General features: G+C 72.7%; 21 protein-coding genes. 13 read left to right on the top strand and 8 right to left on the bottom strand.

What is annotated here, in order from left to right; all coding sequences use genetic code 11:
• The first annotated feature begins 101 nt into the window (after nucleotides 1–101).
• From eccCa to AC5L30_RS13580, 4 genes are all read left to right on the top strand, one after another.
• Entirely contained in the window at nucleotides 102–4,082 is a 3,981-nt protein-coding gene (eccCa, locus tag AC5L30_RS13565) for a type VII secretion protein EccCa (RefSeq protein WP_494867543.1), read from the top strand.
• Between the two features lie 74 nt (nucleotides 4,083–4,156).
• The gene (gene mycP, locus AC5L30_RS13570) at nucleotides 4,157–5,497 is read left to right on the top strand and encodes a type VII secretion-associated serine protease mycosin (RefSeq protein ID WP_494867544.1); all 1,341 of its coding nucleotides are present in this window, start codon (nucleotides 4,157–4,159) and stop codon (nucleotides 5,495–5,497) included.
• Between the two features lie 52 nt (nucleotides 5,498–5,549).
• Complete coding sequence (locus AC5L30_RS13575) at nucleotides 5,550–6,341, top strand: phosphatase PAP2 family protein (protein ID WP_494867545.1); 792 nt, start codon at nucleotides 5,550–5,552, stop codon at nucleotides 6,339–6,341.
• Nucleotides 6,342–6,378: 37 nt separating this feature from the next.
• A complete protein-coding gene (locus tag AC5L30_RS13580) occupies nucleotides 6,379–7,086 on the top strand; it encodes a phosphatase PAP2 family protein (RefSeq protein WP_494867546.1) in 708 nt (235 codons plus the stop codon).
• Nucleotides 7,087–7,104: 18 nt separating this feature from the next.
• Here AC5L30_RS13580 and AC5L30_RS13585 read toward each other — a convergent pair whose 3' ends face one another.
• The 6 genes from AC5L30_RS13585 to AC5L30_RS13610 form a co-directional block, all read right to left on the bottom strand.
• Nucleotides 7,105–8,283, bottom strand: coding sequence for a MarP family serine protease (locus AC5L30_RS13585; RefSeq protein WP_494867547.1), 1,179 nt, complete (start codon nucleotides 8,281–8,283; stop codon nucleotides 7,105–7,107).
• A gap of 63 nt (nucleotides 8,284–8,346) precedes the next feature.
• Entirely contained in the window at nucleotides 8,347–9,039 is a 693-nt protein-coding gene (locus tag AC5L30_RS13590) for an NUDIX hydrolase (RefSeq protein WP_494867548.1), read from the bottom strand.
• Nucleotides 9,036–9,707, bottom strand: a complete 672-nt coding sequence (locus AC5L30_RS13595) for a TlpA family protein disulfide reductase (protein WP_494867549.1) — start codon at nucleotides 9,705–9,707, stop codon at nucleotides 9,036–9,038. Before AC5L30_RS13595 ends, AC5L30_RS13590 begins: the two co-directional genes overlap by 4 nt.
• Complete coding sequence (gene nth / locus AC5L30_RS13600; RefSeq protein WP_494867550.1) at nucleotides 9,704–10,492, bottom strand: endonuclease III; 789 nt, start codon at nucleotides 10,490–10,492, stop codon at nucleotides 9,704–9,706. The genes AC5L30_RS13595 and nth overlap by 4 nt, the downstream gene beginning before the upstream one ends.
• A 41-nt stretch (nucleotides 10,493–10,533) precedes the next feature.
• The gene (locus AC5L30_RS13605; protein ID WP_494867551.1) at nucleotides 10,534–11,712 is read right to left on the bottom strand and encodes a CapA family protein; all 1,179 of its coding nucleotides are present in this window, start codon (nucleotides 11,710–11,712) and stop codon (nucleotides 10,534–10,536) included.
• 11 nt (nucleotides 11,713–11,723) lie between these two features.
• Nucleotides 11,724–12,431 carry an adenosylcobinamide amidohydrolase gene (locus tag AC5L30_RS13610; RefSeq protein WP_494867553.1) on the bottom strand — a complete coding sequence of 236 codons (708 nt, stop codon included), beginning with the start codon at nucleotides 12,429–12,431 and terminating at the stop codon, nucleotides 11,724–11,726.
• A gap of 143 nt (nucleotides 12,432–12,574) precedes the next feature.
• On the opposite strand from AC5L30_RS13610, the gene AC5L30_RS13615 reads away from it, so the two are divergent.
• The 9 genes from AC5L30_RS13615 (at nucleotide 12,575) to AC5L30_RS13655 (ending at nucleotide 23,417) form a co-directional block, all read left to right on the top strand.
• Nucleotides 12,575–13,252, top strand: coding sequence for a Crp/Fnr family transcriptional regulator (locus AC5L30_RS13615; protein WP_007466162.1), 678 nt, complete (start codon nucleotides 12,575–12,577; stop codon nucleotides 13,250–13,252).
• Nucleotides 13,253–13,363: 111 nt separating this feature from the next.
• Nucleotides 13,364–14,107 carry a metallophosphoesterase family protein gene (locus tag AC5L30_RS13620; RefSeq protein WP_494867555.1) on the top strand — a complete coding sequence of 248 codons (744 nt, stop codon included), beginning with the start codon at nucleotides 13,364–13,366 and terminating at the stop codon, nucleotides 14,105–14,107.
• 133 nt (nucleotides 14,108–14,240) lie between these two features.
• Nucleotides 14,241–14,846: a TetR/AcrR family transcriptional regulator gene (locus tag AC5L30_RS13625; protein WP_494867556.1), complete on the top strand. Its 606-nt coding sequence runs from the start codon at nucleotides 14,241–14,243 to the stop codon at nucleotides 14,844–14,846.
• 37 nt (nucleotides 14,847–14,883) lie between these two features.
• Nucleotides 14,884–15,681: a TIGR03084 family metal-binding protein gene (locus AC5L30_RS13630; RefSeq protein ID WP_494867557.1), complete on the top strand. Its 798-nt coding sequence runs from the start codon at nucleotides 14,884–14,886 to the stop codon at nucleotides 15,679–15,681.
• Entirely contained in the window at nucleotides 15,678–17,354 is a 1,677-nt protein-coding gene (locus AC5L30_RS13635) for an acyclic terpene utilization AtuA family protein (protein WP_494867559.1), read from the top strand. The genes AC5L30_RS13630 and AC5L30_RS13635 overlap by 4 nt, the downstream gene beginning before the upstream one ends.
• On the top strand, nucleotides 17,351–18,547 hold the full coding sequence (locus tag AC5L30_RS13640; RefSeq protein WP_494867561.1) for an acyl-CoA dehydrogenase family protein: 1,197 nt from the start codon (nucleotides 17,351–17,353) through the stop codon (nucleotides 18,545–18,547). The genes AC5L30_RS13635 and AC5L30_RS13640 overlap by 4 nt, the downstream gene beginning before the upstream one ends.
• Nucleotides 18,544–20,145 (top strand): acyl-CoA carboxylase subunit beta, encoded by a 1,602-nt coding sequence (locus tag AC5L30_RS13645; protein ID WP_494867563.1) that lies wholly within the window; start codon nucleotides 18,544–18,546, stop codon nucleotides 20,143–20,145. The genes AC5L30_RS13640 and AC5L30_RS13645 overlap by 4 nt, the downstream gene beginning before the upstream one ends.
• A gap of 69 nt (nucleotides 20,146–20,214) precedes the next feature.
• On the top strand, nucleotides 20,215–22,257 hold the full coding sequence (locus AC5L30_RS13650; RefSeq protein ID WP_494867565.1) for an acetyl/propionyl/methylcrotonyl-CoA carboxylase subunit alpha: 2,043 nt from the start codon (nucleotides 20,215–20,217) through the stop codon (nucleotides 22,255–22,257).
• A complete protein-coding gene (locus AC5L30_RS13655) occupies nucleotides 22,254–23,417 on the top strand; it encodes an acyl-CoA dehydrogenase family protein (protein ID WP_494867567.1) in 1,164 nt (387 codons plus the stop codon). Before AC5L30_RS13650 ends, AC5L30_RS13655 begins: the two co-directional genes overlap by 4 nt.
• A gap of 164 nt (nucleotides 23,418–23,581) precedes the next feature.
• On the opposite strand, the gene AC5L30_RS13660 is transcribed toward AC5L30_RS13655, so the two are convergent.
• Both AC5L30_RS13660 and AC5L30_RS13665 read right to left on the bottom strand, forming a co-directional pair.
• On the bottom strand, nucleotides 23,582–24,796 hold the full coding sequence (locus AC5L30_RS13660; protein ID WP_494867568.1) for a hypothetical protein: 1,215 nt from the start codon (nucleotides 24,794–24,796) through the stop codon (nucleotides 23,582–23,584).
• Entirely contained in the window at nucleotides 24,793–25,734 is a 942-nt protein-coding gene (locus tag AC5L30_RS13665) for a transporter substrate-binding domain-containing protein (protein WP_494867570.1), read from the bottom strand. The genes AC5L30_RS13660 and AC5L30_RS13665 overlap by 4 nt, the downstream gene beginning before the upstream one ends.
• Nucleotides 25,735–25,875 lie beyond the last annotated feature (141 nt).

Raw genomic sequence — 25,875 nt, forward strand, 5'->3', positions numbered from 1 at the left:
CGACTGGTCTCCATATCAAGGGGGATCGGAGGCTGCGCGGACGACAGGACTTTACCTACCATGAGCCAGGCTCGGGTTACCCAGCGCTGTCAGGAGGCCGAGTGTCCACCGTCGTCATCAAGCGCCCACCGCGCCGACCAGCCCCGGAGATTCCCGCCGGTGAGCTGTCGGTCGAGGCACCACCGGAGATCCCCGTGGTGACCGGCGGACGGTGGCAGCAGCTGCTCATGCTGCTGCCCATGCTCGGCGGCACGGTGGCCATGGCGATGATGTTCGGCCGGGGCGGCGGCGCCTACTCGTACGTGGTGGGCGGGATGTTCGGGCTCTCCTCGTTGGCGATGCTGGTGACGTCCTGGGGCAGCGCCTCCGGCACTCCCAAGAAGTCCGAGATGATGGCCGCCCGCAGGGAGTACCTGCGCCACCTGGCCACGTTGCGGCGGCGGGTCCGGCGGACCGCGGGCCAGCAACGGGCCGGGCTCTACTACCGGCACCCGGATCCGGGCCGGCTCTGGTCGACCGTGGACAGCCACCGGGTCTGGGAGCGACGCCCCGCCGACCCGGATTTCGCGGTGGTCCGGGTCGCCGTCGGGCCGCAGACCCTGGCCACCCCACTCGTCCCACCGGTCACCCGACCGCTGGAGGAGCTTGAGCCGATGACCGCCGGCGCGTTACGCCGCTTCCTGGACGCGTACTCCGTGGTGCCGGACCTGCCGGTGGCGCTGTCGCTGCGTAGCTTCGCCCGGGTGCACGTGCGACCCGCCGGGCGCCGGACGGCCAGCCCGACCACCGGCGGGCCACCCACCGGCGACCCGGCGGCGCAGGCGCTGGTCCGGGCCGTGCTGATCCAGCTGGCGGTCTTCCACGCCCCCGACGAACTGCTCGTCGCGGTCTGCGCCGGGCCGGAGCGCCGGGCCTGCTGGGAGTGGGTGAAGTGGCTCCCGCACGCCCACCATCCCGGCCGCACCGACGCGCTCGGTCCGGTACGGCTGGTCACCAGCTCCGCCGCCGAGCTGGAGTCGCTGCTGGCCGACGTGCTGGCCACCCGGTCCCGGTTCAGCCCGGCCGGCCCGGCCACCGACGGTCCGCACGTGGTGGTGGTCCTCGACGGCGGCGACCTGACCGGTGCCAGTGACCTGACCGGCGACGGCGGCATCGACGCGGTCACCGTGCTGGACCTGGACACCCCGCCGCCCCGACTGCTGGACCGGTACGCGCTGCTGCTGGAGTTGCACGGCCGGCGGCTGCACTCGTGGTCGTCCGACGGGCACGCCGAGGTGGGCACCGCCGACCAGTTGGACCTGGCCGACGCCGAGGCGGTCGCCCGACGGTTGGCGCCACTGCGGCTCGCCGGCGCGGCACGCGGGCCGGACGCCCCGCTCCACGCCGACCTGGGCCTTCCCGAGCTGCTCGGCCTCGGTGACCCGGAGAGCTTCACGGCGGAACAGGGCTGGCTGCCGCGCTCTGCACGGGACCGGCTGCGGGTGCCGATCGGGGTGGGCGCGGACGGCGGCGCCATCGAGCTGGACCTCAAGGAGTCCGCCCAGGACGGCATGGGCCCGCACGGCCTGCTCATCGGGGCAACCGGCTCCGGCAAGTCCGAGCTGCTCCGCACGCTGGTACTGGGGCTCGCCGCCACGCACAGCTCCGAGCAGCTCAACTTCGTGCTTGTCGACTTCAAGGGCGGTGCCACCTTCACCTCGTTCGATCGGCTGCCGCACACCGCGGCCGTGATCACCAACCTGGCCGACGCGTTGCCTCTGGTCGACCGCATGGTGGACGCGATCAACGGGGAGTTGGTCCGCCGCCAGGAGTTGCTGCGGCGGGCTGGCAACTTCGCCAGCGTGCGTGACTACGAGCGGGCCCGGGCAGCCGGCAGCCCGCTGGCCCCGCTGCCGTCGTTGCTGCTGATCTGCGACGAATTCTCCGAACTGCTCTCCGCCAAGCCCGACTTCATCGACCTGTTCGTGCAGATCGGCCGGCTGGGTCGGTCGCTCGGCGTGCACCTGCTGCTCGCCAGCCAGCGCCTGGAAGAGGGCCGGCTCCGCGGGTTGGACACCCACCTCTCGTACCGGATCGGGTTGCGCACCTTCTCCGCGCTGGAGTCCCGGACGGTGCTCGGCGTGGCGGACGCCCACGAGCTGCCCCGCTCGCCGGGGCACGGCTACCTGCGCGCCGGCACCGACCCGCTGGCCCGTTTCAAGGCCGCGTACGTCTCCGGTGCGGTCCGCCGGCGGGCCGCGTCGGGTGGCGTGGCCGCCGAGGGGGGCGCGAAGCTGCTCACCTTCACCACCCATGTCGTACCAATGCCCGAACCGGCAGCCCCGGTCGCGCCCGTCGTGGTGGAGGAGGAGGGCAGTCGGACGCTGCTCGACCTGTTGGTGGACCGGCTCGTCGGGCAGGGCCCGCCGGCGCACCAGGTCTGGCTTCCGCCGCTCGGTCAACCGCCGGCCCTGGACGAGTTGCTCGGTCCGGTGGAGGTGCATCCCCAGCGCGGGCTCACCGTGGGCAACCCGGAGCTGCACGGCGCACTCGGCGTGCCGATGGCGGTGGTGGACAAACCGTTGGAGCAACGCCGGGACCTGCTCTGGCTGGCGCTGGACGGCGCCGCCGGGCACGTCGCGGTGGTCGGCGCGCCGCAGAGCGGCAAGTCCACCGCCCTGCGCACGCTGATCTGCGCGCTGGCGCTCACCCACACACCGGCCGAGGCGCAGGTCTACTGCCTCGACTTCGGTGGCGGCGGGCTGGCCGCGCTGCGCGACCTTCCGCACGTGGGCGGGGTGACCGGCCGCGCCGACCCGACCGCCGTTCGCCGCACCGTCGGCGAGATGACCACCCTGCTGGTCGACCGGGAACGCCGCTTCGCCGAACTGGGCGTGGAGTCGATGGCCGCGTACCGGCAGCGTCGAGCCGCTGCGGGGACGGCGGGTCAGCCGGGCGTTGACCCGTACGGTGACGTGTTCCTGGTGATCGACGGGTGGAGCACCATCCGCGGCGAGTACGACGACCTGGAGCCACTCGTCACCGACCTGGCCACCCGGGGCCTGTCGTACGGGCTGCACGTGGTCGCCACCGCCCTGCGCTGGCTGGATTTCCGGCCGGCGATCCGGGACCTGTTCGGCTCCCGGCTGGAGCTGCGCCTCGGTGACCCGGCCGACTCACTGGTGGCCCGACGTGCGGCCGCGAACGTGCCGGAGCGCGCCGGCCGAGGGGTCACCGCGGAGGGCCTGCACTTCCTCACCGCGCTGCCTCACCTCGGTACCTCCGGTGGGGACACCGCCGATCTGGTCAAGAGGGCCGCCGACGGGTGGGCGGGCCCTCCGGCGCCCCGGGTGCGACTGCTCCCACCGGTGCTGCCGTACGCCGAACTGGACCTCGCGTCGACGACCGGGCTGCGGCTGCCGATCGGGATCGCGGAGGCGGACCTGCGCCCGGTGCTGCTCGACTTCGCCACCGAGCCACACTTCGTGGTCTTCGGCGACTCGGAGTGCGGCAAGTCGTCGTTCCTGCGCGCGCTGGCCACGTCGATCATCACCCGGTTCACTCCCGAGCAGGCCCGGGTGATCCTCGTCGACTACCGGCGCAGCCTGCTGGGTGCCATCGAGACGCCACACCTGATCGGGTACGGCACCGCCGCGGCACACACCGCCGACCTGGTCGAGTCGGCCGCCGGCTACCTGGAGCGGCGGGCCCCCGGACCAGAGGTCACCCCGCAGCAACTGCGGGACCGGTCCTGGTGGTCCGGGCCGGAGCTGTTCGTGCTGGTGGACGACTACGACCTGGTGGCGGCGGGGCCGGCGAACCCGTTGCGGGCACTGGAGGAGCACCTGCCGCACGCCCGGGACATCGGGCTGCACCTGGTGCTGGCCCGCCGGTCCGGTGGGGCGGGCCGCGCCCAGTACGAGCCGATCGTGCAGCGTCTGCGGGAGCTCTCCACCGCCGGCCTGGTGATGGCGGGCAGCCCCGAGGAGGGCGCCCTCGTCGGGCCGGTGCGGCCCGGACCGCTGCCGCCGGGGCGTGGTCGACTGGTCACCCGGCGGGAGGGCGTACGCCTTGTTCAGCTGGCGCAACTGCCGCCGCAATGACCTGACTCGCCGGTTCTTCCCGTGACGGGTGGGGAAACCGGTAATCTCCGATCGTCATGGTTCCGTCGGGATGGATGGCTGAGGATGTGACTGGGGTGCGGTACAGCGGTCCGTCAGCGGCCCGACGAGCGACCGGCCGGGCGCTGCTCGGCGTGGCCGCGGCGCTCGCCGTCGTGGCCCCGACCGCGGCGGCCGTGCCCGTCGTCGCGCCCACGAACGGCGGACAGCTCGCCGGCGCGCCGATGGCGTTCGCCCCCGGTGACACCATCGCCCGCACCGACCAGGTCCGCGACGAGCAGTGGCAGCTCGACGAGTTGCGCGCCGAGACGGCGTGGCGAAGCTCGACCGGCCGGGGCGTGACCGTGGCGGTGGTCGACTCGGGAGTGGACGGCACTCACCCCGACCTGGTCGGCCAGGTGCTGCCCGGCAAGGACCTGGTCGGCCCCGGCGGCGCTCCGGGCCCCGATCCGGTGGGCCACGGCACCACGGTCGCCGGCCTGATCGCGGGGCGCAGCGACGACAAGCGAGGTGTGGTCGGCCTGGCACCGGACGCCCGGATCCTGCCGGTCCGCGTGCTCGACGAGGAGAACCGTTACGACGACGCCCTGATCGTCGCGCAGGGCGTCCGCTGGGCGGTCGACAACGGCGCCCGCGTGATCAACCTGTCGCTGGGCGGCAGCGGCGACAGCCCGGCCCTGGCCGCTGCCCTGGACTACGCGTTCGTCCGGGACGTGGTCGTAATCGCCTGCACCGGCAACCTGGCCACCTCCAGCAACTCCAAGGTCTGGTATCCGGCTCGGGAGCCGGGTGTGATCGCGGTCTCCGGTCTCGAACGCAGCAGCGACAACCTGTGGTCCGGCTCGATCACCGGCCGGGCGACGGTGCTCACCGCTCCCGCCAGCGGGCTGGTCGGCGCCAAGTCCCCCGGCGGGTACTGGCGGGTGCAGGGCACCAGCTTCGCCGCGCCACTGGTGGCCGCGACGGCCGCGCTGGTCCGGTCCCGCTATCCGCAGATGCCCGCGGGTGAGGTGGTCAACCGGTTGCTGGCCACCGCCCGGGACCTGGGCCCCACCGGCCGGGACGACCGCTTCGGGTACGGGGTGATCGACCCGGTGGCCGCGTTGACCGCTCAGGTGCCGCCGGTGTCCGCCAACCCGCTGGACGATCAGACGTCACCGGGTGTGACCGGTTTCGGTCCGGCGCCCGGCTCGGTCGACGACGACCCGGTGGCCGGTGCCGGTAGTGACCCACTCGGTCTCGCGGCCTCCGGCCAGCAGAGCCGGTGGACGGCTCGGGCGGCGGGCGGTCAGGACACGTCCGCGCCGGAGCAGTTGTGGACCACGGTCGTGCTCCTCGTCGCTCTGGCCGGCGGTGCGGCCCTGATGATCCGCCGGCTCCGCCAGCGGACCCGTTGACCGCGACCGACCGGCAGGCCTGACCGGCCGCCCGGCCGGGTAGAACGGACCCATGAGTACGCACCGGCCGCCCGCCCTCGCCCCCACCGGTCAGCCCTCCTGGCGGCACCGCCGGTTCGACCCGGACCACGCGCTGGGGCTGCGGCTCACTCTGGCCGCGTCGGCGGCGTTCCTGTTGCTGGTGCCCTTCACGCTGCTCACACTGCTGGTGCTCGACGCCTGGGCACCGCTGCGTCGGCTGGACACGGAGGTCACCGACGCGCTGCACGGCTACGCGCAGGACCAGTCGGCCTGGGTCATGCTGATGCGGGTCTGGACCGAGGTGTTCGCACCGATGCCACTACGCGCCGTCGCGCTGCTCCTGGTGGTCTGGCTGCTGCGCCGGGGAGCCCGCCGGCTGGCCCTCTGGGCGGCCACCACCATGGTCGTCGGCGGGTTGGTCGGCCCGCTGCTCAAGCTGCTGGTCGGCCGGGACCGGCCGGAGCTGCTGGACCCGGTGGCCCGGGCCGTCGGCTACTCGTTTCCCTCCGGGCACGCGCTGAACGCCACCCTGGCCGCCGGGGTGCTGCTGCTGGTGTTCCTTCCGCACGCCGGGCGGGGGGCGGCGCGGACCGTGCTCTGGGTCGCGGCGGTGCTGCTCACCGTGGTGACCGGACTGAGCAGGGTGGCGCTCGGCGTGCACTTCACCAGCGACGTGGTGGGCGGATGGCTGCTCGGTGTGGCGGTGGTGGCGGCCACCACCGCCGCGTTCACCAGTTGGCGCGCGCACACCGGTCTCCGGCCGGTCCGGCCGACCCGCGACGGCGTCGCGCCCGAAGTCGAGCGGCAGCCGGGAGCGGTCTGAGGAGTGACGACGAGGCCCGCAGGGTACTGGCCGACCCATGTCCGAGACCGTGGTCCAGATCGTCCGGCGGGTACTGCTGCCGGTGTCCCTCCTGCTCGGGCTCATGGTGCTGCTCGGGGTGCTGGTCACCCGGGTGTTCGCCCGGACCTGGCCATTCACCGCGGAGGACGCGGTGAACCGGGAACTGGCCGCCGGCCGCACCGGCGACTGGAACAACATCTCGCTGGTGTTCAGCACGCTGGCCAGCACTCAGATGATCGTCGTGGTCACCGTGTTGGTGGCGTTGGCGCTGCGGCTCTGGCTGAAGCGTTGGCGCGAGCCGCTGTTCCTGTGCGCGGCGGTGACCGCCCAGGCGCTGGTGTTCCTGTTGACCACGCTGGCGATCGACCGGCGGCGGCCGGCGGTGGAACACATGGACGTCTCGCCACCGACGTCGAGCTTTCCGTCCGGGCACACCTCCGCGGCGGTGGCGCTCTACGTCGGCATCGCCGTGCTGATGGCGTTGCGGGCACGGAGCAGCGGCGCGAAGGTCGCCTGGTGGACGCTGCTGCTGATGGTGCCGCTGGGGGTGGCCCTGACCCGGATGTACCGGGGAATGCATCACCCGAGCGACGTGGTGGCGTCCTTCCTCAACGGCGGCACCTGCGTCGCGATCATGGCTCGTGCCGTGCTGGACCGAGGACTACGGTGGGGCCGGGCGAAGCTGCCGACGGTTGGGGGTCGCGCCCTGCCGGCCCGGAACTGAGCCACCCCGCGGCGACGCTCAGGTGCACTCGCCGGTGCCGACCTGCCGGTTGCGTTCGGCCCCGGCCAACGCCACCGGACGGGCCTCGGCCGCCGTCACCGCGAAGCCGGTGTTCGGGTCGTCGGACGCCGCCGCGAAGATCACGCCGAGCACCAGGCCGTTGGCGGAGAGCAGCGGGCCGCCCGAGTTGCCGCTGCGGACCAGCGCCCGAATCGTGTAGATCTCCCGGGTCACCTCGGCCGAGGAGTAGATGTCCGGGCCCTTGATCCGGTCGACGTCCCGAACCCGCGCCGACTGCGCGTTGTAGGGGCCGTCGAGCGGGAAGCCGAGCACGATGGCGTCGGAGCCGCTGCCCGCGTTGCCGGCGGCGAACCGCAGGGACGGCCCGGGCAGCCCGGGTACGAGCAGTACCGCCAGGTCCCGGCTGGGGTCGTAGACCACCACCTTGCCGTCGTACCGTTCGCCGCCCAACTCCACGGCGACCGAGCGGGTGCCGGCCACCACGTGCGCGTTGGTCATCACCCGGTCGTCCGCGTAGACGAAGCCGGAACCCTCGATCCGGCGCGAGCAGCTGGGCGCGGAGCCGAGCACCTTGACGACCGACTGCTGGCCGCTGACCACCACCTGCGAGCCGGCCAGCGCCGGGTCCGGCGGGTCGACCTGCCGGGCCCGGGTCGGCGCGAGGTCACCGAAGACGTCCGGGAACCCGTCGGTGTCGACGGTGTCCTCCAGCGCCGTGGACAACTGGTGGGCCCGCTCCGGCAGGACCTGGTTGACCACCGTGATCAACGCGCTGTTGCGGACCGAAGCGGCGAGCCAGGGCACCGAGGACGAGCCGAGCGGCACCGCGACCAACCAGGCGAGCAGGAGCACCGCGAACAGCGAGACGAATGCCCCGCCGACGTCGTCGATCCGTTTGCCCACGTCACTGGTGATGGTCTTGCGCAGGTGCGAGCCGAGCCAACCGGCGAGTGCCTGCCCGACCACCGCCAGCCCGAAGATGGCCACGAGCGAGATCAGCACGCGGGTGCCGGCGTCCACGAACTGTCTGGCGAACAGCGGCCCGAGCTGGAGACCCAGCAGCAGACCCAGGAAGAAGCCGGACAACGACGTGACGCCGATGACGAAACCCTGGCGGTATCCGCTGATCGCGAACACGAGCATGAGCAGCAGCAGGACGAGATCCACGACGGACACGGGTCAAGCGTACGGGCAGTGTGCCCGCCGGATGACCATCGCTTGCGGAAGGTGACCGCGCGGTCAGCGCAGGGCGTTCTCGTCAGCCTCGTCGGTGCCGGCGGACGGTGCCGGGGTCGCCCCGGTCGGCGGCAGCTCCACCACCCGGCCGGGTGACCACGGACGGGCCCAGCCGCCCATCTCGAGCAGGGTGGCGAGCACCCCGGCGGTGAAGCCCCAGACCAGCATCCCGCGCGCCGAGAACGCCGGCCCGATCCAGCCGCTCGGGTGGCGGACCCGCAGCCGGTTGGCCGGATCGACCAGTTCGCTGACCGGCAGGCGGGCGACGTGTGCCACCTCGGCCGGCTCCCGTGGGTGCACCGGGTGCGGGTCGTGCCACCAGGCCAGCACCGGCGTGACCACGAAGTCGCTGACCGGGATCCACAGTTTCGGCAGCTCGGCCAGCACGGTCACGCTGGCCGGGTCGAGGCCCACCTCCTCGTTCGCCTCGCGCAGGGCGGTGGCGCGGACGTCGGCGTCCTCCGGGTCGGCCGCACCCCCGGGGAAGGCTGGCTGCCCGGCGTGGTTGCGCAGGGTGGCGGCGCGTTGCAGGACCAGCACGTCGGGGCCCGCGCCGGGCTGCTCGCCGAGCAGCACCAGCACGGCGCTCTCCCGACCGCCCTCGGCCGGGGTGGTCAGCCGGGTGAAGTCCTCGGCGCGGGCGGTGCCCAGCCGGGTCAGCAACGGCTCGACCCATTCGGGTGGCCGACGGGTCACGCCGGCACCGCCAGGCCGAGGTGCTGGCGGACCAGCTTGGCGAGCTTGGCGTCGTCGAGAGCGCCGCTGGCGTCGATGTGCCGGACCTGACCGTCGGCGGCGACGAAGAGGGTCAGCGGAATGGCGTTGCGCTTCAGCTCGCGCTGGAGCGCCTCGCCCTGGTCCACCAGCATCGGGAACCGGACGCCGAAGTCCTCACCGATGGACTGGGCGCCGCTGCGGCTGTCCCGACTGTTGACCCCGACCACCTGGAGCTGACCGGCGGTTCGCTCGCTGAGGCGTTGGAAGGCGGGCAGCTCCTTGCGGCACGGCGGGCACCAGGAGGCCCACACGTTGATCACCGCCGGCCCGGCCACCTCCCGCAGCACGACGGGGGCACCACCGGTGAAGCAGGAGAGCGTCAGCTCCGGGAGCGCGGACCCGCCGGCGGACGGGGCCGTCGGGCCGGACGTGCCGGGGGTCGCCGTGCCCGGCGACGCGGGGGTCGCCGTACCGGAGCCGGACGGCGCGGCCGTGGGTGCCGTGCTCAGCGCGGCGCAGTCCCGGAACGGGGATGGTCGCTCAGCTGCGGCCGGACGGGGGGCTGGCTCGTCGTCGGCGGTGCCGCTGGTGCAACCGGTGACGGCCAGCAGCAGCGGCAGGACGGCCAGGGCGAAGCGGCGGTTCACGGCACCTCCGCCGTGATCGCCTGCGCGGGCACCAACTCCGGGTCGACGCCGGCGGCCACCGCGAGGTCGCGCGCCCGAGGGCCCTTGAGCAGCTTGGCGGCGGCCGCCGGCTCGGTCGGGCCGGTGCCGTACGAGGGGCAGAGCTTCGCGAGGGTGCACGCGCCACAGGCCGGCTTGCGGGCGTGGCAGACCCGTCGCCCGTGGAAGATGATCCGGTGCGAGAGCATGGTCCAGTAGCGCTTGTCGTACAGCGCGCCGATCGCGTGCTCGATCTTGACCGGGTCGGTCTCGGTGGTCAGCCGCCACCGGTGAACCAGCCGCTGGAAGTGCGTGTCGACGGTGATGCCGGGGACGTCGAAGGCGTTGCCGAGGATCACGTTAGCGGTCTTGCGGCCGATGCCGGGGAGCGTCACCAGGTCGACGAGCCGGCCCGGGACCGCGCCGTCGTACCGGTCGAGGAGGGCCTGACCGAGCTTGAGCAGGGAGTCGGTCTTGTTGCGGTAGAAGCCGGTGGGCCGGATCAGCTCCTCCATCTCGCCCCGGTCGGCGCCGGCGTACGCGGCAGCGCTCGGGTAGCGGGCGAAGAGCTTCGGAGTGACCTCGTTGACCTTCTTGTCGGTGCACTGCGCGGAGAGGATCGTGGCGACGGCCAACTCCAGGGCGTTGGAATGGTCCAGCTCACAATGCGCGTCGGGATGCGTCTCGGCCAGCACCCGGCCGATCTTGCGGGCGCGGCGTTTGCGCCCGAGATCGGTCTCGCTGGCACCGGGAGGGCTACTGGTCACGACGGCCAGCCTACGTCGCACCCCGGACGGTCCTCGTCCGGTCAGCCGGCGGTTGGCGGCGAGATCTTTCCCTGCCCGTCGAGGCGGGCGCCGCCCTTGGGAAAGTCGGCGCGGCTCAACTCGGTGACCAGACCCAGGCCCCGGTCGTCCGGGTCCATCGTCGGTTTGCCGGTGGAGTTCATGTACGTCGAGGTGAACGAGCCGCCGGCCCAGCTGCCGTCCGGCTTGAGCGACACCTTCAGCACCCCGCCCCAGCCGAGGCGACCGTCGTTGCTCAGCGAGTTGCCGCCGCCGGCGAAGTTGCCCAGGCTGTACGCGATCAGACGCCCCTGGTAGAACTCCATCCCGCGCAGCACGTGCGGGCCGTGCCCGACGATCAGGTCGGCGCCGGCGTCGATCATGGCGTGCGAGAACTTCACCGGGTCGCCCCGGTTCTCGCCCAGGAACATCTCGGTGCCCGGCTTCACCCGGGTCTTGTCGGCGCCCTCGCCGCCCATGTGCACCTGCACCACCACCAGGTCGGCCATGGTGGCGGCCTTGGCGACCACCGCCTTCGCCTTGGCGATGTCGACGAGGCTGTTGGACCAGACGTACGACGAGAAGCCGGCGACCGCGACCTTGACGCCCTTGACGTCGACCACGGTGATCTCATTCGGTGCGCCGGTGTGCTCCAGGTCGTACTTCTTCAGTGCCTTCTGGGTGTTCTCGTAGCCCTTGGGCCCGTAGTCGTAGCCATGGTTGTTGGCCTGGTTGAGCAGGTCGAAGCCGGCGTCGCGCAGGTGCGCGGCGTACTCCGGTGGGGCCCGGAACTGGAAGCAGCGGGTGGAGTTGGCCCCGCACTTGCCGGTGCCGGTGTCGACCGTCAGCGGCTCCTCCAGGTTGCCCATCACCAGGTCGGCCTTGAGCGCCTCGGTGACCGAGTTGAAGAAGCCCTTGCCGCCGGCGGCGGGCAGCCGACTGGGCGCGTTGCCCATGATGATGTCGCCGGTGGCGGAGAGCGAGATCGCGCCACCCTGACCGGTGGATGCGGGCCCGGTGGTCTTCGGGCCGGCCGTGGAGACCGGCGCGCCGGTGCCGCCACCTCCCGCACCGGGCTGCCAGACGGGTGCCCCACCACCGGAGTCGGCGCAGCCGGCCACGACGAAAGCGGCCAGCAGCGCGGCGAGGCCGAGGGCGACGCGGCGGCGCGGGCGGGACGCGAGGGGGGCGGGAGCGTACATCGCCCGCGACCCTACCGGTCGTTAAACCCGCCGACGACAGCCGATCGGTTGGACTTTCCGCCCCTGAGCTGCTCAGACCACGGCACGACCGGCCGGGCGCCGCCGGCGAGCACCGCCGCGTGCACCGCTCGGGCGAGCGGGGCGCCCCAGGCGGAGCGCGGCCCACCGTACGCGGCCTCCGGCCCGTCCACCGGGCAGAGCACGGTGACCGCGTCGGTGGGGGTGCCGGTCCCGGGCACGCCCAGCTCGGTGATCGCCTGGGTCTTCGCCTCGGTCGCGGTGGCCACCGCGTTGACCAGCGCGGAGTCGGCGAGCCGCGCCGGCACGTACACCACGATGTTGACCGTGCCGACGCGTTGGGCGAGCGCGGCCGGCGTCGGCGCGGCCGCGGGCACCGGCGTGCCGAGCCCGACCGTCACCCAGGCCCGCACCCCGGTGTCGGTCCGCGCCACCACCTCGGTCACGTCGACGCCGGTCAGCAGACCGACCCCGGGCCCGTCGAGGGCCAGCTCAGCGGCGAGCGAGGCCAGGTGCGCCGCGGGGTCTTCCCGGTCGTACGACATCGATACGGTCGCGTTCAGCACCCACCGCCGCAGCCCGATGCCACCGCCCAGCGGGCCACTGCTGACCGCCCGCAGGGGCACGTCCGCGCGCCAGACGAGCAGCGGAACGTTCCGGCCGTCCTCGGCGCGGCTGGTCAGAATCGGCTCGCTCAGCACGTCGGGCAGGTTACGCCCACCGATCAAGATTCCAGGGGCGACCTCTGATTCAAGCTCACGTGCGCCTAGACTTGGCGGCGCGCGAGGGGATCAGCGGACGGCGGCCCCGGCCGACGGACGGCACGCGCAACCGGAGGTGCGCAATGGACGAGGTACTGGCCCGCAGCGGGATCTTCCAGGGTGTTGACCCGGAAGCTGCCGAGGCGCTCGCCAAGGAGATGGAGACGATCGAGGTCCGCAAGGGCGAGATCGTCTTCAATGAGGGCGAGCCCGGTGACAGCCTCTACATCCTGCTGTCCGGGAAGATCAAGGTTGGTCGCCGCGCGGCCGACGGCCGGCAGAACCTGATCGCGGTGATGGGGCCGTCGGACATGGTCGGTGAGCTGTCGCTCTTCGACCCGGGTCCGCGTACGGCAACCGCCACCGCGGTGACCGACACCCGGCTGGTGCGGCTGCGTAAGCAGGCGCTGCGGCCGTGGCTCAACAACCGCCCGGAGATCGCCGAGCAGTTGCTCCGGGTGCTCGCCCGGCGGCTGCGCCGGACCAACGACTCGCTCGCCGACCTGATCTTCACGGACGTGCCGGGCCGGGTCGCCAAGAACCTGCTGCAGATGGCGGGTCGCTTCGGCACCCGCGACGGCGGTGTTCTGCGGGTGACCCACGACCTCACCCAGGAGGAGATCGCCCAGCTCGTCGGCGCCTCCCGGGAGACCGTCAACAAGGCGCTGGCCGACTTCGCCTCACGCGGCTGGCTTCGGCTGGACGGCAAGAGCATCATCATTCTGGACCCGGAGCGCCTGGCCCGTCGCGCCCGCGTCTGAGCAGCACCCAACGTCCCCGCCTGCCGTCACCGACGGTGGGCGGGGACGTTGTCATCTGCCTGGCGCAGAATCGCTGGCCTCGGGGCGGTGTTGGCGGTGATGGTGGGGGCCATGGTGAACCGGGTTGCCGTGCTCTCCGACATCCATGGCGTCCTGCCGGCGCTGGAGGCCGTGCTGGCCGAGCCGGACGTCGCCGCCGCCGAGCTGATCGTGCTCACCGGTGACATCGCCGCGGGCCCGCAACCGGTCGAGGTGCTGGACGTGCTCGCCGGCCTGGGCGACCGGGTGTGCTGGGTCGGCGGCAACGCCGACCGCGAGCTGGTCGAGGCCCGGGCCGGCCGGCCGGCCTCGATCGAGGTGTCGAACTGGGCCGCCGGGCAACTGCGGGACGAGCAGGTGGCCCGGCTCGCCGCGCTGCCGGCGACGGCGACGCTGGAGATCGACGGTCTCGGCTCGACGCTGTTCTGTCACGCGACGCCCCGCGATGACGAGGAGGTCGTGCTCGTCGACTCCCGGATGGCGCGCTGGGCGGAGGTGTTCGACGGTCTTCCCGCCGAGGTTTCCACGGTGGTCTGCGGCCACACGCACATGCCCTTCGCCCGGCTGGTCGACCGGCGTCTGGTGGTCAATCCGGGCAGCATCGGCATGCCCTACGGCGGCGCGGGCGCGTGGTGGGCACTGCTCGGGCCGGGCGTTCAACTGCGCCGCACCGCCTTCGACGTGGACGCGGCCTGCGCCCGGGTGGCGGCGGAGTCGACCTTCCCCGACGCCGCCGCCTGGGCCGACGAGTACCTGCGCTCCCAGCACAGCGACGCCGACGCGCTGACCGTCTTCGGCCCCCGCGACGGCCGCTGAGCCGACAGCCGACAGCCGAGACCGGGCCGGCAGCCAGGATCGGGCCGCGACCCCAGCCGTGTCCACCCGAGCGTCGCGGGCCTAGAAAAAGTCAGTCTTGACTGTTTGTTTCGTAGGCCCCAGGCTTGTCCCCGTGCCCCCCGCATCGACGCGCGTCCCTCAGCAGGAACGCAGCCGCGCCACCCAGGCCCGGCTGCTGGAGGCGACCGTCGACTGCCTGATCGAGCACGGCTGGTCCGGCACCACGACCACCGTCGTCGCGGCCCGGGCCGGTGTTTCGCGTGGGGCCCAGCTGCACCACTACCCGACGAAGGCAGCGCTGGTGACGGCCGCCGTGGCGCATCTGGCCGAGCGCCGGGCCGACGAGTTGCGCACCGAGGCCGAGGCGCTGCCGGCTGGCCCACAGCGGTTGGACCGGGTGGTCGACCTGCTCGCCGTGGCGTTCACCGGGCCGTTGTTCGTGGCCGCGCTCGAGCTTTGGGTCGCCGCCCGCACCGATCGGGAGCTCCGGGACGCCCTGGTGCCGCTGGAGGCGACGGTCGGGCGGGAGATGCACCGGCTCACCGTCGCCCTGCTCGGTGTCGACGAGCGTCGACCCGGCGTCCGCGAGGCGGTGCAGGCCACGCTCGATCTGCTCCGCGGGCTCGGGGTGGCCAACCTGCTCAGCGACGACTCCGCCCGCCGTACCGCCCTGTTGACCACCTGGAAGCGCCAGCTCGCCACCCTGCTCACGCCCTGACCGCCGGCCGCACCGGCCACCACCGACCGGAGGCACCATGGTCGACCTCAGCGACCTGCTCACGGACCTGGCCGACGAGTCCGCCCAGTTGGACGCCCTGGTGACGCCGTTGCCCGCGGCCGACTGGGCGAGGCCGACCCCCGCGCCGGGCTGGAGCATCGGGCATCAGATCGCTCACCTCGCCTGGACCGACCACGTCGCGCTGTTGGCCGCCACCGATCCCGAGGCGTTCTACGCGACGGTGACCTCCGCGCCGGACGTGACCCGACTCGTCGACGTCGGCGCCGAGGAGTTCCTCGCCCCGCCGGCCGAGCTGCTGCCCCGCTGGCGGGCCGGGCGAACCGCGCTCGTCGACGCACTGGCCGCCGTTCCGGCCGGCGGCAAGCTGCCCTGGTACGGCACCCGGATGTCAGCCACCTCGATGGCCACCGCCCGGATCATGGAGACCTGGGCGCACGGCGCGGACGTGGCCGACGCCCTCGACGTGGTCCGCCCCGACAGCGACCGACTCCGGCACGTGGCGCACCTGGGCGTGCGTACCCTCGGGCACGGTTTCGCCGCGCACGGCCGGGAGGCACCGACGAGGCCGGTCCGGGTTGAGCTGGTCGGGCCCGGCGGCGACAGCTGGAGCTGGGGTCCGGCGGACGCCGCCGACCGGGTCAGCGGGCCGGCCAGGGACTTCTGCCTGCTGGTCACCCAGCGCCGACACCGCGCGGACCTCGCGCTGGTCGCCACCGGGCCGGTCGCCGACGAGTGGCTCGACGTGGCGCAGGCCTTCGCCGGGCCGCCGGGTGACGGCCGGCAGCCGGCCGGCCGGAACGGGGTACGGGCATGATCCGCATCGGCAACGCCTCCGGCTTCTACGGCGACCGGTTCACCGCCTGGCGGGAGATGCTCGACGGCGGTGAGCTGGACGTGCTGACCGGTGACTATCTGGCCGAGTTGACCATGCTGATCCTCGCCCGGGACCGCCTGCGCGACCCCGACCTGGGCTACGCGAAGACGTTCCTGCGGCAACTGGAGACCTGCCTCGGCACCGCCCTCGACCGAGGGGTACGGATCGTGACCAACGCCGGCGGGTTGAACCCGGCCGGCCTGGCCGCCGCCATCGAGAAGCTCGCCAACCGGCTCGGCCTGTCGGCCCGAATCGGGTACGTCGAGGGCGACACGATCCAGCGGCCGGACGCGTTGAGCGCGAACGCCTACCTCGGCGCGTTCGGGATCGCCGCCTGCCTCGACGCCGGTGCGGACGTGGTGGTCACCGGCCGGGTCACCGACGCGTCGCTGGTGGTCGGCCCGGCCATCGCCCGGTACGGGTGGGGCCGCGACAACCTCGACGAGCTGGCCGGGGCCACCGTCGCGGGGCACCTCGTCGAATGCGGCGCACAGGTCACCGGCGGCAACTTCAGCTTCTTCACCGAGCTGCCCGACGGCGGTCATCGGCCCGGATTCCCGATCGCCGAGGTGCACCCCGACGGCTCGTCCGTGCTCACCAAGCATCCGGGCACCGGCGGCGCGGTCACCGTGGAGACGGTCACCGCCCAACTGCTCTACGAGATCGGCGGGCCGTCCTACCTCGGGCCGGACGTGGTCACCCGACTGGACACGGTGACGCTGCACCCCGACGGGCCGGACCGGGTCCGGGTCTCCGGGGTACGGGGCACGCCGCCACCGCCCACGCTCAAGGTGGGCGTCAACAACCTCGGCGGCTTCCGCAACTCGATGACGTTCGTCCTCTGCGGTCTGCAGATCGAGGCGAAGGCGACCCTGGTCCGGGGGCAGATCGAGGAGGCGGTGGGCAAGGACGGGCTGGAGTTCACGCTGGCCCGGACCGACCACCCGGACGCCGCCGACACCGAGGCGGCCAGCGCCCTGCTGCACGTACACCTGCGCGACGGCGACAAGGCGCGGGCCGGGCGGGCCTTCTCGGCCGCCGCGGTGGAGCTGGCCCTGGCCTCGTACCCGGGCTGCACGCTGACCACCCTGCCCGGCGACGCGACACCGTACGGCGTCTTCACCGCCGACGCGGTGCCACAGGACGCGGTGGCGCACGTCGCGGTGCTGCCCGGCGGCGAGCGGGTGCCGATCGACCCGCCGATCCGCACCGCCCCCACCTCGCAGGACGAGACCGCCCCGGGCGGCGACCCGGCGGTCGACGGCCCGACCCGGCGCGCGGTGCTCGGCGAGGTGGTCGGCGCGCGCTCCGGGGACAAGGGCGGGGACGCCAACCTTGGTGTCTGGGCGCGTTCCGACGCCGGGTACGCGTGGCTGCGGACCTGGTTGACCGTCGAGCGGCTGGCCGAGCTGCTGCCGGAGACCGCGCCGCTGCCGGTACGGCGCTACGAGTTGTCGAACCTGCGGGCGGTCAACTTCGTGATTGAGGGTCTGCTCGGCGCGGGGGTGGCCGCGTCCACCCGGTTCGACCCGCAGGCCAAGGCGCTCGGCGAGCTGCTGCGCGCCCGGATCGTCGACCTGCCGGCCGACGTCCCGACCGGGGCATCCCGATGAGCATCGTGGACACCCCGGAGCGCCGGCAGCTGCGCGAACTGACCCGGGCGTTCGTGACCCGGGAGGTGTTGCCGCACCTGGACAACTGGGAGCGGGCCGGGGAGGTGCCCCGGGCGTTGCACGCGACTGCCGCCAAGCTCGGCCTGCTCGGCATCGGCTTTCCGGAGTCGGTCGGTGGCAGCGGCGGTGACCTGCTCGACTCGATCATCGTGACCGAGGAGCTGATCCGCTCCGGTGGCTCGTCCGGGCTGGTGGCGGCCCTGTTCACGCACGGAATCGCGTTGCCGCACATGGTCGCTGCGGCCGGTGCCCGCACCGGTGGCTCGCTGGGCGGTCGGCTCGGCGGCGTCTCGTCCCCGGCCGACGACAGCCTGATCGAGCGGTACGTCCGGCCCACCCTGTCCGGCACGATGATCGGTGCGCTGGCCATCACCGAGCCGGACGGCGGTTCGGACGTGGCCGGCATCCGCACCACCGCCCGCCGCGACGGCGACCACTACGTGGTGAACGGGTCGAAGACGTACATCACCAGCGGGCACCGGGCCGACTTCGTGACCACCGCGGTGTGTACCGACTTCCCGGGCAGCGGTGAACTCACCCTGCTGGTCATCGACAAGGGGTCGCCCGGGTTCACCGTGGGACGCCGGTTGGAGAAGTTGGGCTGGCACTGCTCGGACACCGCCGAACTGTCCTTCGCGGACGTGCGGGTGCCGGTCGCCAACCGGATCGGCGCGGAGAACACCGGCTTTCTGGCGATCATGCAGCACTTCGCGGCGGAACGCCTCTCGCTGGCGACCCAGGCGTACGCGACCGCGCAGCGCTGCGTCGAGCTGACGGTGCGCTGGTGCCGGGACCGGGAGACCTTCGGGCGTCCGCTGGCCAGCCGGCAGCTGATCCGGCACCGGTTGGCGGAGATGCACACGCGGGCCGAGGCGGCCCGGGCGTACGTGCACGGGGTGGCGGGCCGGGTCGCGGCCGGCGAGCCGGTGGTGACCGAGGTGGCGATGGCGAAGAACGTGGCGGTGGCCGCCTGCGACCACGTCGTCGACCAGGCGTTGCAGTTGCACGGTGGCTTCGGTTACCTGCGCGACGCCGAGGTGGAGCGGCATTACCGCGACGCGCGGATCCTCGGCATCGGCGGCGGCACCACCGAGATCATGAACGAGATCATCGCGAAAGGCATGGGCCTATGACCACCCTGGACAGCGCGGTCGACCCGTCCGCGCCCGCGTACCTGGCGAACCGGGCGGCGTTGCTGGAGCGGCTGGCCGAGTTGGACACCGCGCTGGACCAGGCGCGGGCGGGTGGCGGCGAGAAGTACGTGACCCGGCATCACGCCCGCGGCAAGCTGCTGCCCCGGGAGCGGATCGAGCTGCTGGTGGACCCCGACAGCCCGTTCCTGGAGTTGTCGCCGGTCGCCGCGTACGGCTCGGACTTCCCGGTCGGGGCCAGCGTGGTCACGGGTATCGGGGTGGTCGAGGGGGTGGAGTGCCTGATCGTCGCCAACGACCCGACGGTACGCGGCGGCGCGGTCAACCCGTGGTCGCTCGCGAAGACCCGACGGGCCGGTGAGATCGCCCTGGCCAACCGGCTGCCCATGGTCAACCTGGTCGAGTCGGCCGGGGCGGACCTGCCCACCCAGGCGGAGATCTTCATCCCCGGTGGTCGGGTGTTCCGTGACCTCACCCGGCTCTCGGCGGCCGGCATCCCCACGGTCAGCGTGGTCTTCGGCAACGCCACTGCCGGTGGCGCGTACGTGCCGGGGATGTCCGACCACGTGATCATGATTCGGGATCGGTCACAGGTCTACCTGGCCGGTCCGCCGCTGGTGAAGATGGCGACCGGTGAGGTCACCGACGACGAGTCGCTGGGTGGCGCGGCGATGCACGCCGGCACGTCCGGGCTGGCCGACTACCTGGCCGCCGACGAGCGGGACGGCATCCGGCTGGCCCGGCAGTGCGTCCGCCGGCTGAACTGGCGCAAGCAGGGCCCGTCGCCACGGACGGCGGTGCCGCAGCCGCCCAAGTACGACCCGGAGGAGCTGCTCGGCATCACCAGCGCCGACCTGAAGGTGCCGTTCGACCCCCGGGAGGTGCTGGCCCGGATCCTCGACGGCAGCGACTTCGACGAGTTCAAGCCGGCGTACGGGGACGCGCTGGTGACCGGCTGGGGCGAGCTGCACGGGTACCCGGTGGGGGTGCTGGCGAACGCCCGAGGGGTGCTGTTCAGCGCGGAGGCGCAGAAGGCCGCCCAGTTCATCCAGCTCGCGAACGCCTCGGACACCCCGTTGATCTTCTTGCAGAACACCACCGGCTACATGGTCGGCACGGAGTACGAGCAGCGCGGCATCATCAAACACGGCGCCCTGATGATCAACGCGGTGTCGAACTCGACGGTGCCGCATCTGACGGTGAACCTGGGCGCCTCGTACGGCGCCGGCAACTACGGCATGTGCGGCCGGGCGTACGAGCCGAGGTTCCTGTTCACCTGGCCGAACGCCAAGTCGGCGGTGATGGGCCCGGCGCAGCTCGCCGGGGTGCTGTCGATCGTGGCCCGGCAGGCGGCCGCCGCCCGGGGGCGCGACTACGACGAGGACTCCGACGCGGCGATGCGGATGATGGTCGAGCAGCAGATCGAGTCGCAGTCCGGCGCACTCTTCCTCTCCGGCCGGCTCTACGACGACGGGGTGATCGACCCCCGGGACACTCGGACCGTCCTCGGGCTCTGCCTCTCGGCGATCCACAACGGACCGGTGAAGGGCGCCGACGGCTTCGGCGTCTTCCGGATGTAGACCGTGAGCGCGAGGAACGCAGCGAAGCGGAGTCCCGCAGTCGCGAACGAAAGGCAGGCTCAGGGGACCATGATCAACAGACTGCTCGTGGCCAACCGGGGCGAGATCGCCCGCCGGGTCTTCGCCACCTGCCGGGCGATGGGCGTGCAGACCGTCGCCGTGTACTCCGACGCGGACGCCGACGCGCCGTTCGTGGCCGAGGCCGACCGGGCCGTACGCCTGCCGGGGAGTTCGCCGGCCGAGACGTACCTGCGGGCGGATCTGATCCTGGACGCGGCCCGCAAGGCCGGTGCGGACGCGGTCCACCCGGGCTACGGCTTCCTCGCCGAGAACGCGGAGTTCGCGGCGGCGGTGACCGACGCGGGGCTGACCTGGGTCGGGCCGCCGGCCAAGGTGATCGCCGCGATGGGCGACAAGCTGGCGGCGAAGGCGCTGCTCGCCGAGGCGGGCGTGCCGATGCTGCCGAGCTGGACCGACGCCAACGAGGTCACCGACTTCCCGGTGTTGGTGAAGGCGTCCGCCGGTGGTGGCGGGCGTGGGATGCGGATCGTGCGGGACGCGGACGAACTGGCCGAGGCCACCGCCAGCGCCAGCCGGGAGGCGGCTGCCGCGTTCGGCGACGGCACGGTCTTCATCGAGCGGTACGTCGAGCGTGGCCGGCACGTCGAGGTGCAGATCTTCGGCGACTCGCACGGCACGGTGGCCGCCCTCGGGGTGCGGGAGTGCTCGATCCAGCGCCGACACCAGAAGATCATTGAGGAGGCCCCCGGGGTTGTTCCGCCGGAGCTGCGGGATCGGCTGCACGAGACAGCCGTGGCTGCCGGACGGGCGGTCGACTACGTGGGCGCCGGCACCGTCGAGTTCCTGCTGGCGCCGACCGGCGAGTTCTTCTTCCTCGAGATGAACACCCGACTCCAGGTGGAGCACCCGGTCACCGAGTTGGTCACCCCGGTCGGGCTGGACCTGGTTCGTCTGCAGTTGCTGGTAGCCGAGGGCGCCCCGCTGCCCGAGCACAGCCACTACCCCGCCGCACGCGGCTACGCGATCGAGGTACGACTGTGCGCCGAGCAGCCGGCGCAGGGTTGGCGGCCCGCCACGGGCACTCTGCACCGTTTCAGCGTGCCGGGGGTGGACCGCGAGTTCGGCTGGATCCAGCGGGCGGGTCTGCGGCTCGACTCCGGTGTGGTGGCCGGCTCGGTGGTGGGCGTGCACTACGACTCGCTGCTCGCCAAGCTGATCGCCGTGGCACCGACCCGGTCCGAGGCGGCCCGGACCCTGGCGGATGCCCTGGCCCGGGCCGAGTTGCACGGGGTGGCCACCAACCGCGATCTGCTGGTCCGCGTGCTGCGCAGCCCGGAGTTCGGGGCTGCGGAGATCGACACCGGTTTCCTGGACCGGCACCCGGAGGTCTTCACCCCGCTCCTCCCCGCCGACCAGGTCCCACTCACCGCCCTCGCCGCCGCGCTGGCGGGTGCCGCGCACCGCCGAGCGACCGCACCGGTGCTCTCCGGGCTCCCCTCCGGCTGGCGCAACGTGCCCGCCGTCCCCCAGACCGCCCGGTTCGTCGGGCCGGACGGTGACGAGATTGAGATCCGCTACCGCCTGGACCGCACCGGCCGACTCGCCGACTGGTCCAACACGTCGGCGGCTGTGGCCGAGGTCGCTGCCGAACGACCGACAGCGGCCGACACCGCCGGGTCGGCGGGCGCGCCCACCGTGGCGCTGGTCGAGGCCACCCCGGACCGGGTGGTGCTCGACGTCGACGGGGTTCGGCGCGGGTACCGCGTACACCGGGCGGGGTCGGCTGTCTTCGTGGACGGCCCGGACGGGGCGGCGAGCCTGGCCGAGCTGCCTCGCCTCCCGCTGCCCACCGCGGCGGTGGCGGCCGGGTCGCTGCTCGCGCCGCTGCCCGGCGTGGTGACCCGGGTGCACGTGCAGGTCGGCCAGCGGGTCACCGCCGGCGATCCGCTGCTCACGCTGGAAGCGATGAAGCTGGAACATCCCGTGCTCGCCCCGATCGACGGCGTGGTCGCCGCACTGCCGGTGCCGACCGGCGGTCAGGTGCAGACGGGCGCCGTGCTGGCCGTTGTCGACGAAAAGGACCCCCGATGACCTTCGACCTCACCCCCGAACAGGACCAGCTGCGCGACGCCGTACGGGCGTTGGGCCGCCGCTACGGCCATGGTTACTTCGTCGAGAAGGCGAGGGCCGGCGAACACACCACCGAACTGTGGGCGGAGGCCGGGCGGCTCGGCTACCTGGGGGTCAACATCCCCACCGAGTACGGCGGCGGGGGCGGCGGCATCACCGAGCTGGCCATCGTCTGCGAGGAGTTGGCGGCGGCGGGTTGCCCGCTGCTGCTGCTGGTGGTCTCCCCCGCCATCGCGGCGACCGTGCTCAGCCGGCACGGCACCGAGGAGCAGCGCAAGCGGCACCTGCCGGGTCTCGCCGACGGCTCCCAGAAGATCGTCTTCGCGATCACCGAGCCGGAGGCCGGTTCCAACTTCCACCGGCTCGGCACGGTGGCTCGCCGCGACGGCGACGACTGGCTGCTCAACGGTCGCAAGTGCTACATCTCCGGGGTTGACGAGGCCGGTCACGTGCTGGTGGTGGCCCGCACCGAAGATTCCGCCACCGGAAAGCTCAAGCCGGCGCTGTTCCTCGTGCCGACGGATGCGGCCGGGCTGACCAGGTCCAAGCTGGACATGGAGATCGTGTCTCCGGAGAACCAGTTCCTGCTCTACCTGGACGACGTGCGGGTGCCCGCCGACGCGCTGCTCGGTGAGTCGCTGGACGCCGGGCTGCCGGCGCTCTTCGCCGGGCTCAACCCGGAGCGGATCACGGTGGCCGCGATGGGCGCCGGCACCGGCCGGTACGCCATCGAGCGGGCCAGTGAGTACACCGCCACCCGCAAGGTCTGGGGTGGTCGGAGCATCGGCTCCCACCAGGGGGTGTCGCATCCGTTGGCACACGCGGCGGTGCAGGTGGAGCTGGCCCGCCTCATGATCCAGAAGGCGGCCACCCTGTACGACGCCGGCCGCGACCTGGAGGCCGGGGTGGCCGGCAACATGGCCAAGTACGCCGCCGGGGAGGCCGCCGCGCTCGCCGTGGACACCGCCGTCCAGGTGCTCGGCGGGGCCGGTATGACCACCGAGTACGGGGTGGCGACCCTGCTCGGCGCGGTCCGGGCCGGCCGGATCGCCCCGGTCAGCCGCGAGATGATCCTCAACTTCGTGGCCCAACACGTCCTCGGTCAGGACAAGTCGTACTGACCCGATTCGCCGCGCCCGCCCGCCCGGGCGCGGCGGACCGTGGTCGCCCAGCCCACGCTGCAAGATCGGCTCGGTTTCCTCGATTCCGCGGTGTCCGAGGGCCAGCGATACCCCGACTTCCTGAAAACCGAGTCGACCACGCGCGGGCGGCGCGCCGACGGCGGTCAGGCCGGGGTACGGCAGGCGGCGTCGATGCGGTGCACCGGGCGGACCCGACGACCCATGCCCTCCAACAGTGAATCCTCGACGTGGAAGTCGTGAATACGCAGTTGGTGGCGGGGTAACTCCTCCTCGCTCGGGCAGAGCACCTGGGCGCGGACCAGATCGACCGGGACGTACCGGACGCCACCCCGCTCCTGAAGGATCACCATGTTGACGTCGTCGGTGGTGACCACGTGCCCGCGTACGTCCTCGGTGGGCCCACTCTCCGGGCCCACGGTGGTGACGGTCAGCGGCAACACCGGTGTGCTGATCACCGGCACTGCGGCCCAGACCAGGGTGGCGAGCACCGCCACCTCGGTCACCGACGCCAGCGGCCGGATCACCATGCCCGGCAGCGGCCCCGCGATGAACAGGGCAAGCAGCGGCGGCACCACGATGAGCGCCAGCACCAGCCACTCGTCGCCCTGCCGCATCGCGTCGCGGATCGTGGGCAGCATCAGCCAGCCGTACCCGGCGAGCAGCGCGCCGATCAGCAGCAGCCGAGGCACGACCCGCTCGTGCAGCCGGGCGGGGCGCAGCTGGAACGCGGCCACGAACGCCGGCAACAGCAGCGGCAGGTAGAGCAGCGGCCAGGTGATGAGGGCGAGCAGGAAGCTGGCCAGCACCACCCAGGCCGGGGTGATGTCGGCCCAGCGGGCGAAGAGCGGGCGGCGACGGGTGCCCGGCGGAAGTCGGTCCGCGCTGACGGCCAGCACCGCGCCGAGCGCGAAAACGGCGACCAGCCCGGTGGAGAGCAGCCGGGCCGCCGTGGTCAGAAAGCCGGCGAGCAGGTTGACCGGCCCGACGTTGGCCACCAGCAGCAGCGTGGTCTGGAGCTCCCCGCCGGCCTCCACGCCGAGGCGGAGCACCGAGAAGATCGCGGGTACGCCCACCACGGCTGTCCAGAAAGACTGGCTGGCGCGGGCGCGCCGCTCCGCCGGATCCCAGCGGACCCGCCCGGGCTCGACCTCGGCGACGACCGGCTCGCCCGGCTCGGCGACCGGTACGGCGGCCGGCCAGGCAATCTCACCCCGCGCGTCGGCCGCCGGCCGGTCGGCCGCAGGCGACGCTGTGGCCGTACCGTCGATTGTCGGCGCGTCGGCGACACCGCCGGGCACGGAGGTGCGGGGCGGCGGGACCGGCCCGTCGCCGCCGGTGGCGGTCGGCGCCGCGCTCACTTCGCGGGCGCCTTGTCGTCGAAGTCGACCAGCTTCGGCACCTCCAGCGGCTGCGGCTGGCGCTTCTCGGCCTTCAGCCAGGGGCCCAGCGTCCGGTTGTACGCGGTCTGCCAGGGGCTGGCATCTCCGTCGCGGCCCTGCTCGTAGCTCTTTTGAAGGAAGAACGCGACCAGGTCGCGCAGGGCGGGATCACCGATCGGCACGCCGATGCCCAGCAACTCGCTGGTGCCGAACGGCATGTCCACGATCTCGAACTCCTTGGGGAAGCTGGCCAGGAAACCGGCGAGGATCGACTCGTCGGAGCTGACCGCGTCGTACCGGCCCTTCCGGATGCCGTCGACGCAGTCGCCGACGTCCTTGACCACGAACGTCTTGACCTGGTGTTTCTCCAACTCGGCCTCGGTGGTGGAGCCGCCGCTGGTGCAGACCTTGTACGCCGGGTCGCGCAGATCCTCGATGGTGCGGACCTTGTCCTTGAGTCGAACCGGCACCATCACCTCCTGCGTGGTGACGAAGTACGGCCCGGCGAAGCTGACCAGCTGCTTACGGTCTTCCGTCATGGAGAAGCTGGACACCACCAGGTCGACGGTGCCGCCTTGCAGCGACGGGATGCGGTCCTCGGTGGAGATCGACACGAACTCCAGCCGCTGCTCCCCCTCGTAGCCGAGGGAGGCCGCGACGTACCGGGCGATCTCGACGTCGAACCCGATGTGCTGGCCGTTTCGCAATTCACCCATCAGCGGCTCGTTGGTGGCGACACCGATGCGCAGCTTCGACTGACCGTAGATGTGCGTCTCGCGCATCTTCTCCTGCACCGACGGCAGGTCCGGTTCCTTCCGACTGTCGCAACCGGCCGCGGCGGCGAGCACGAGAGTGAGGGCGACCGCCAGCGTCGACGCGACCGAGCGGAGCCGGGGTTGCGAACTGCCTGAGTTCATGGGCGACCTCGCTGCCGGAAGAGCCTGCGGGACACCGAGAGTAGCCGCTTCCGTCCAATCCGTGTGGGCGGTGGGGGCCATGTCGGGCGGTTGCTCGGATCGACGCCGATCGGCGCGGCGGCCGGCTCAGCGGTTGACAGC

This window comes from Micromonospora sp. BQ32 (genome assembly GCF_059358895.1).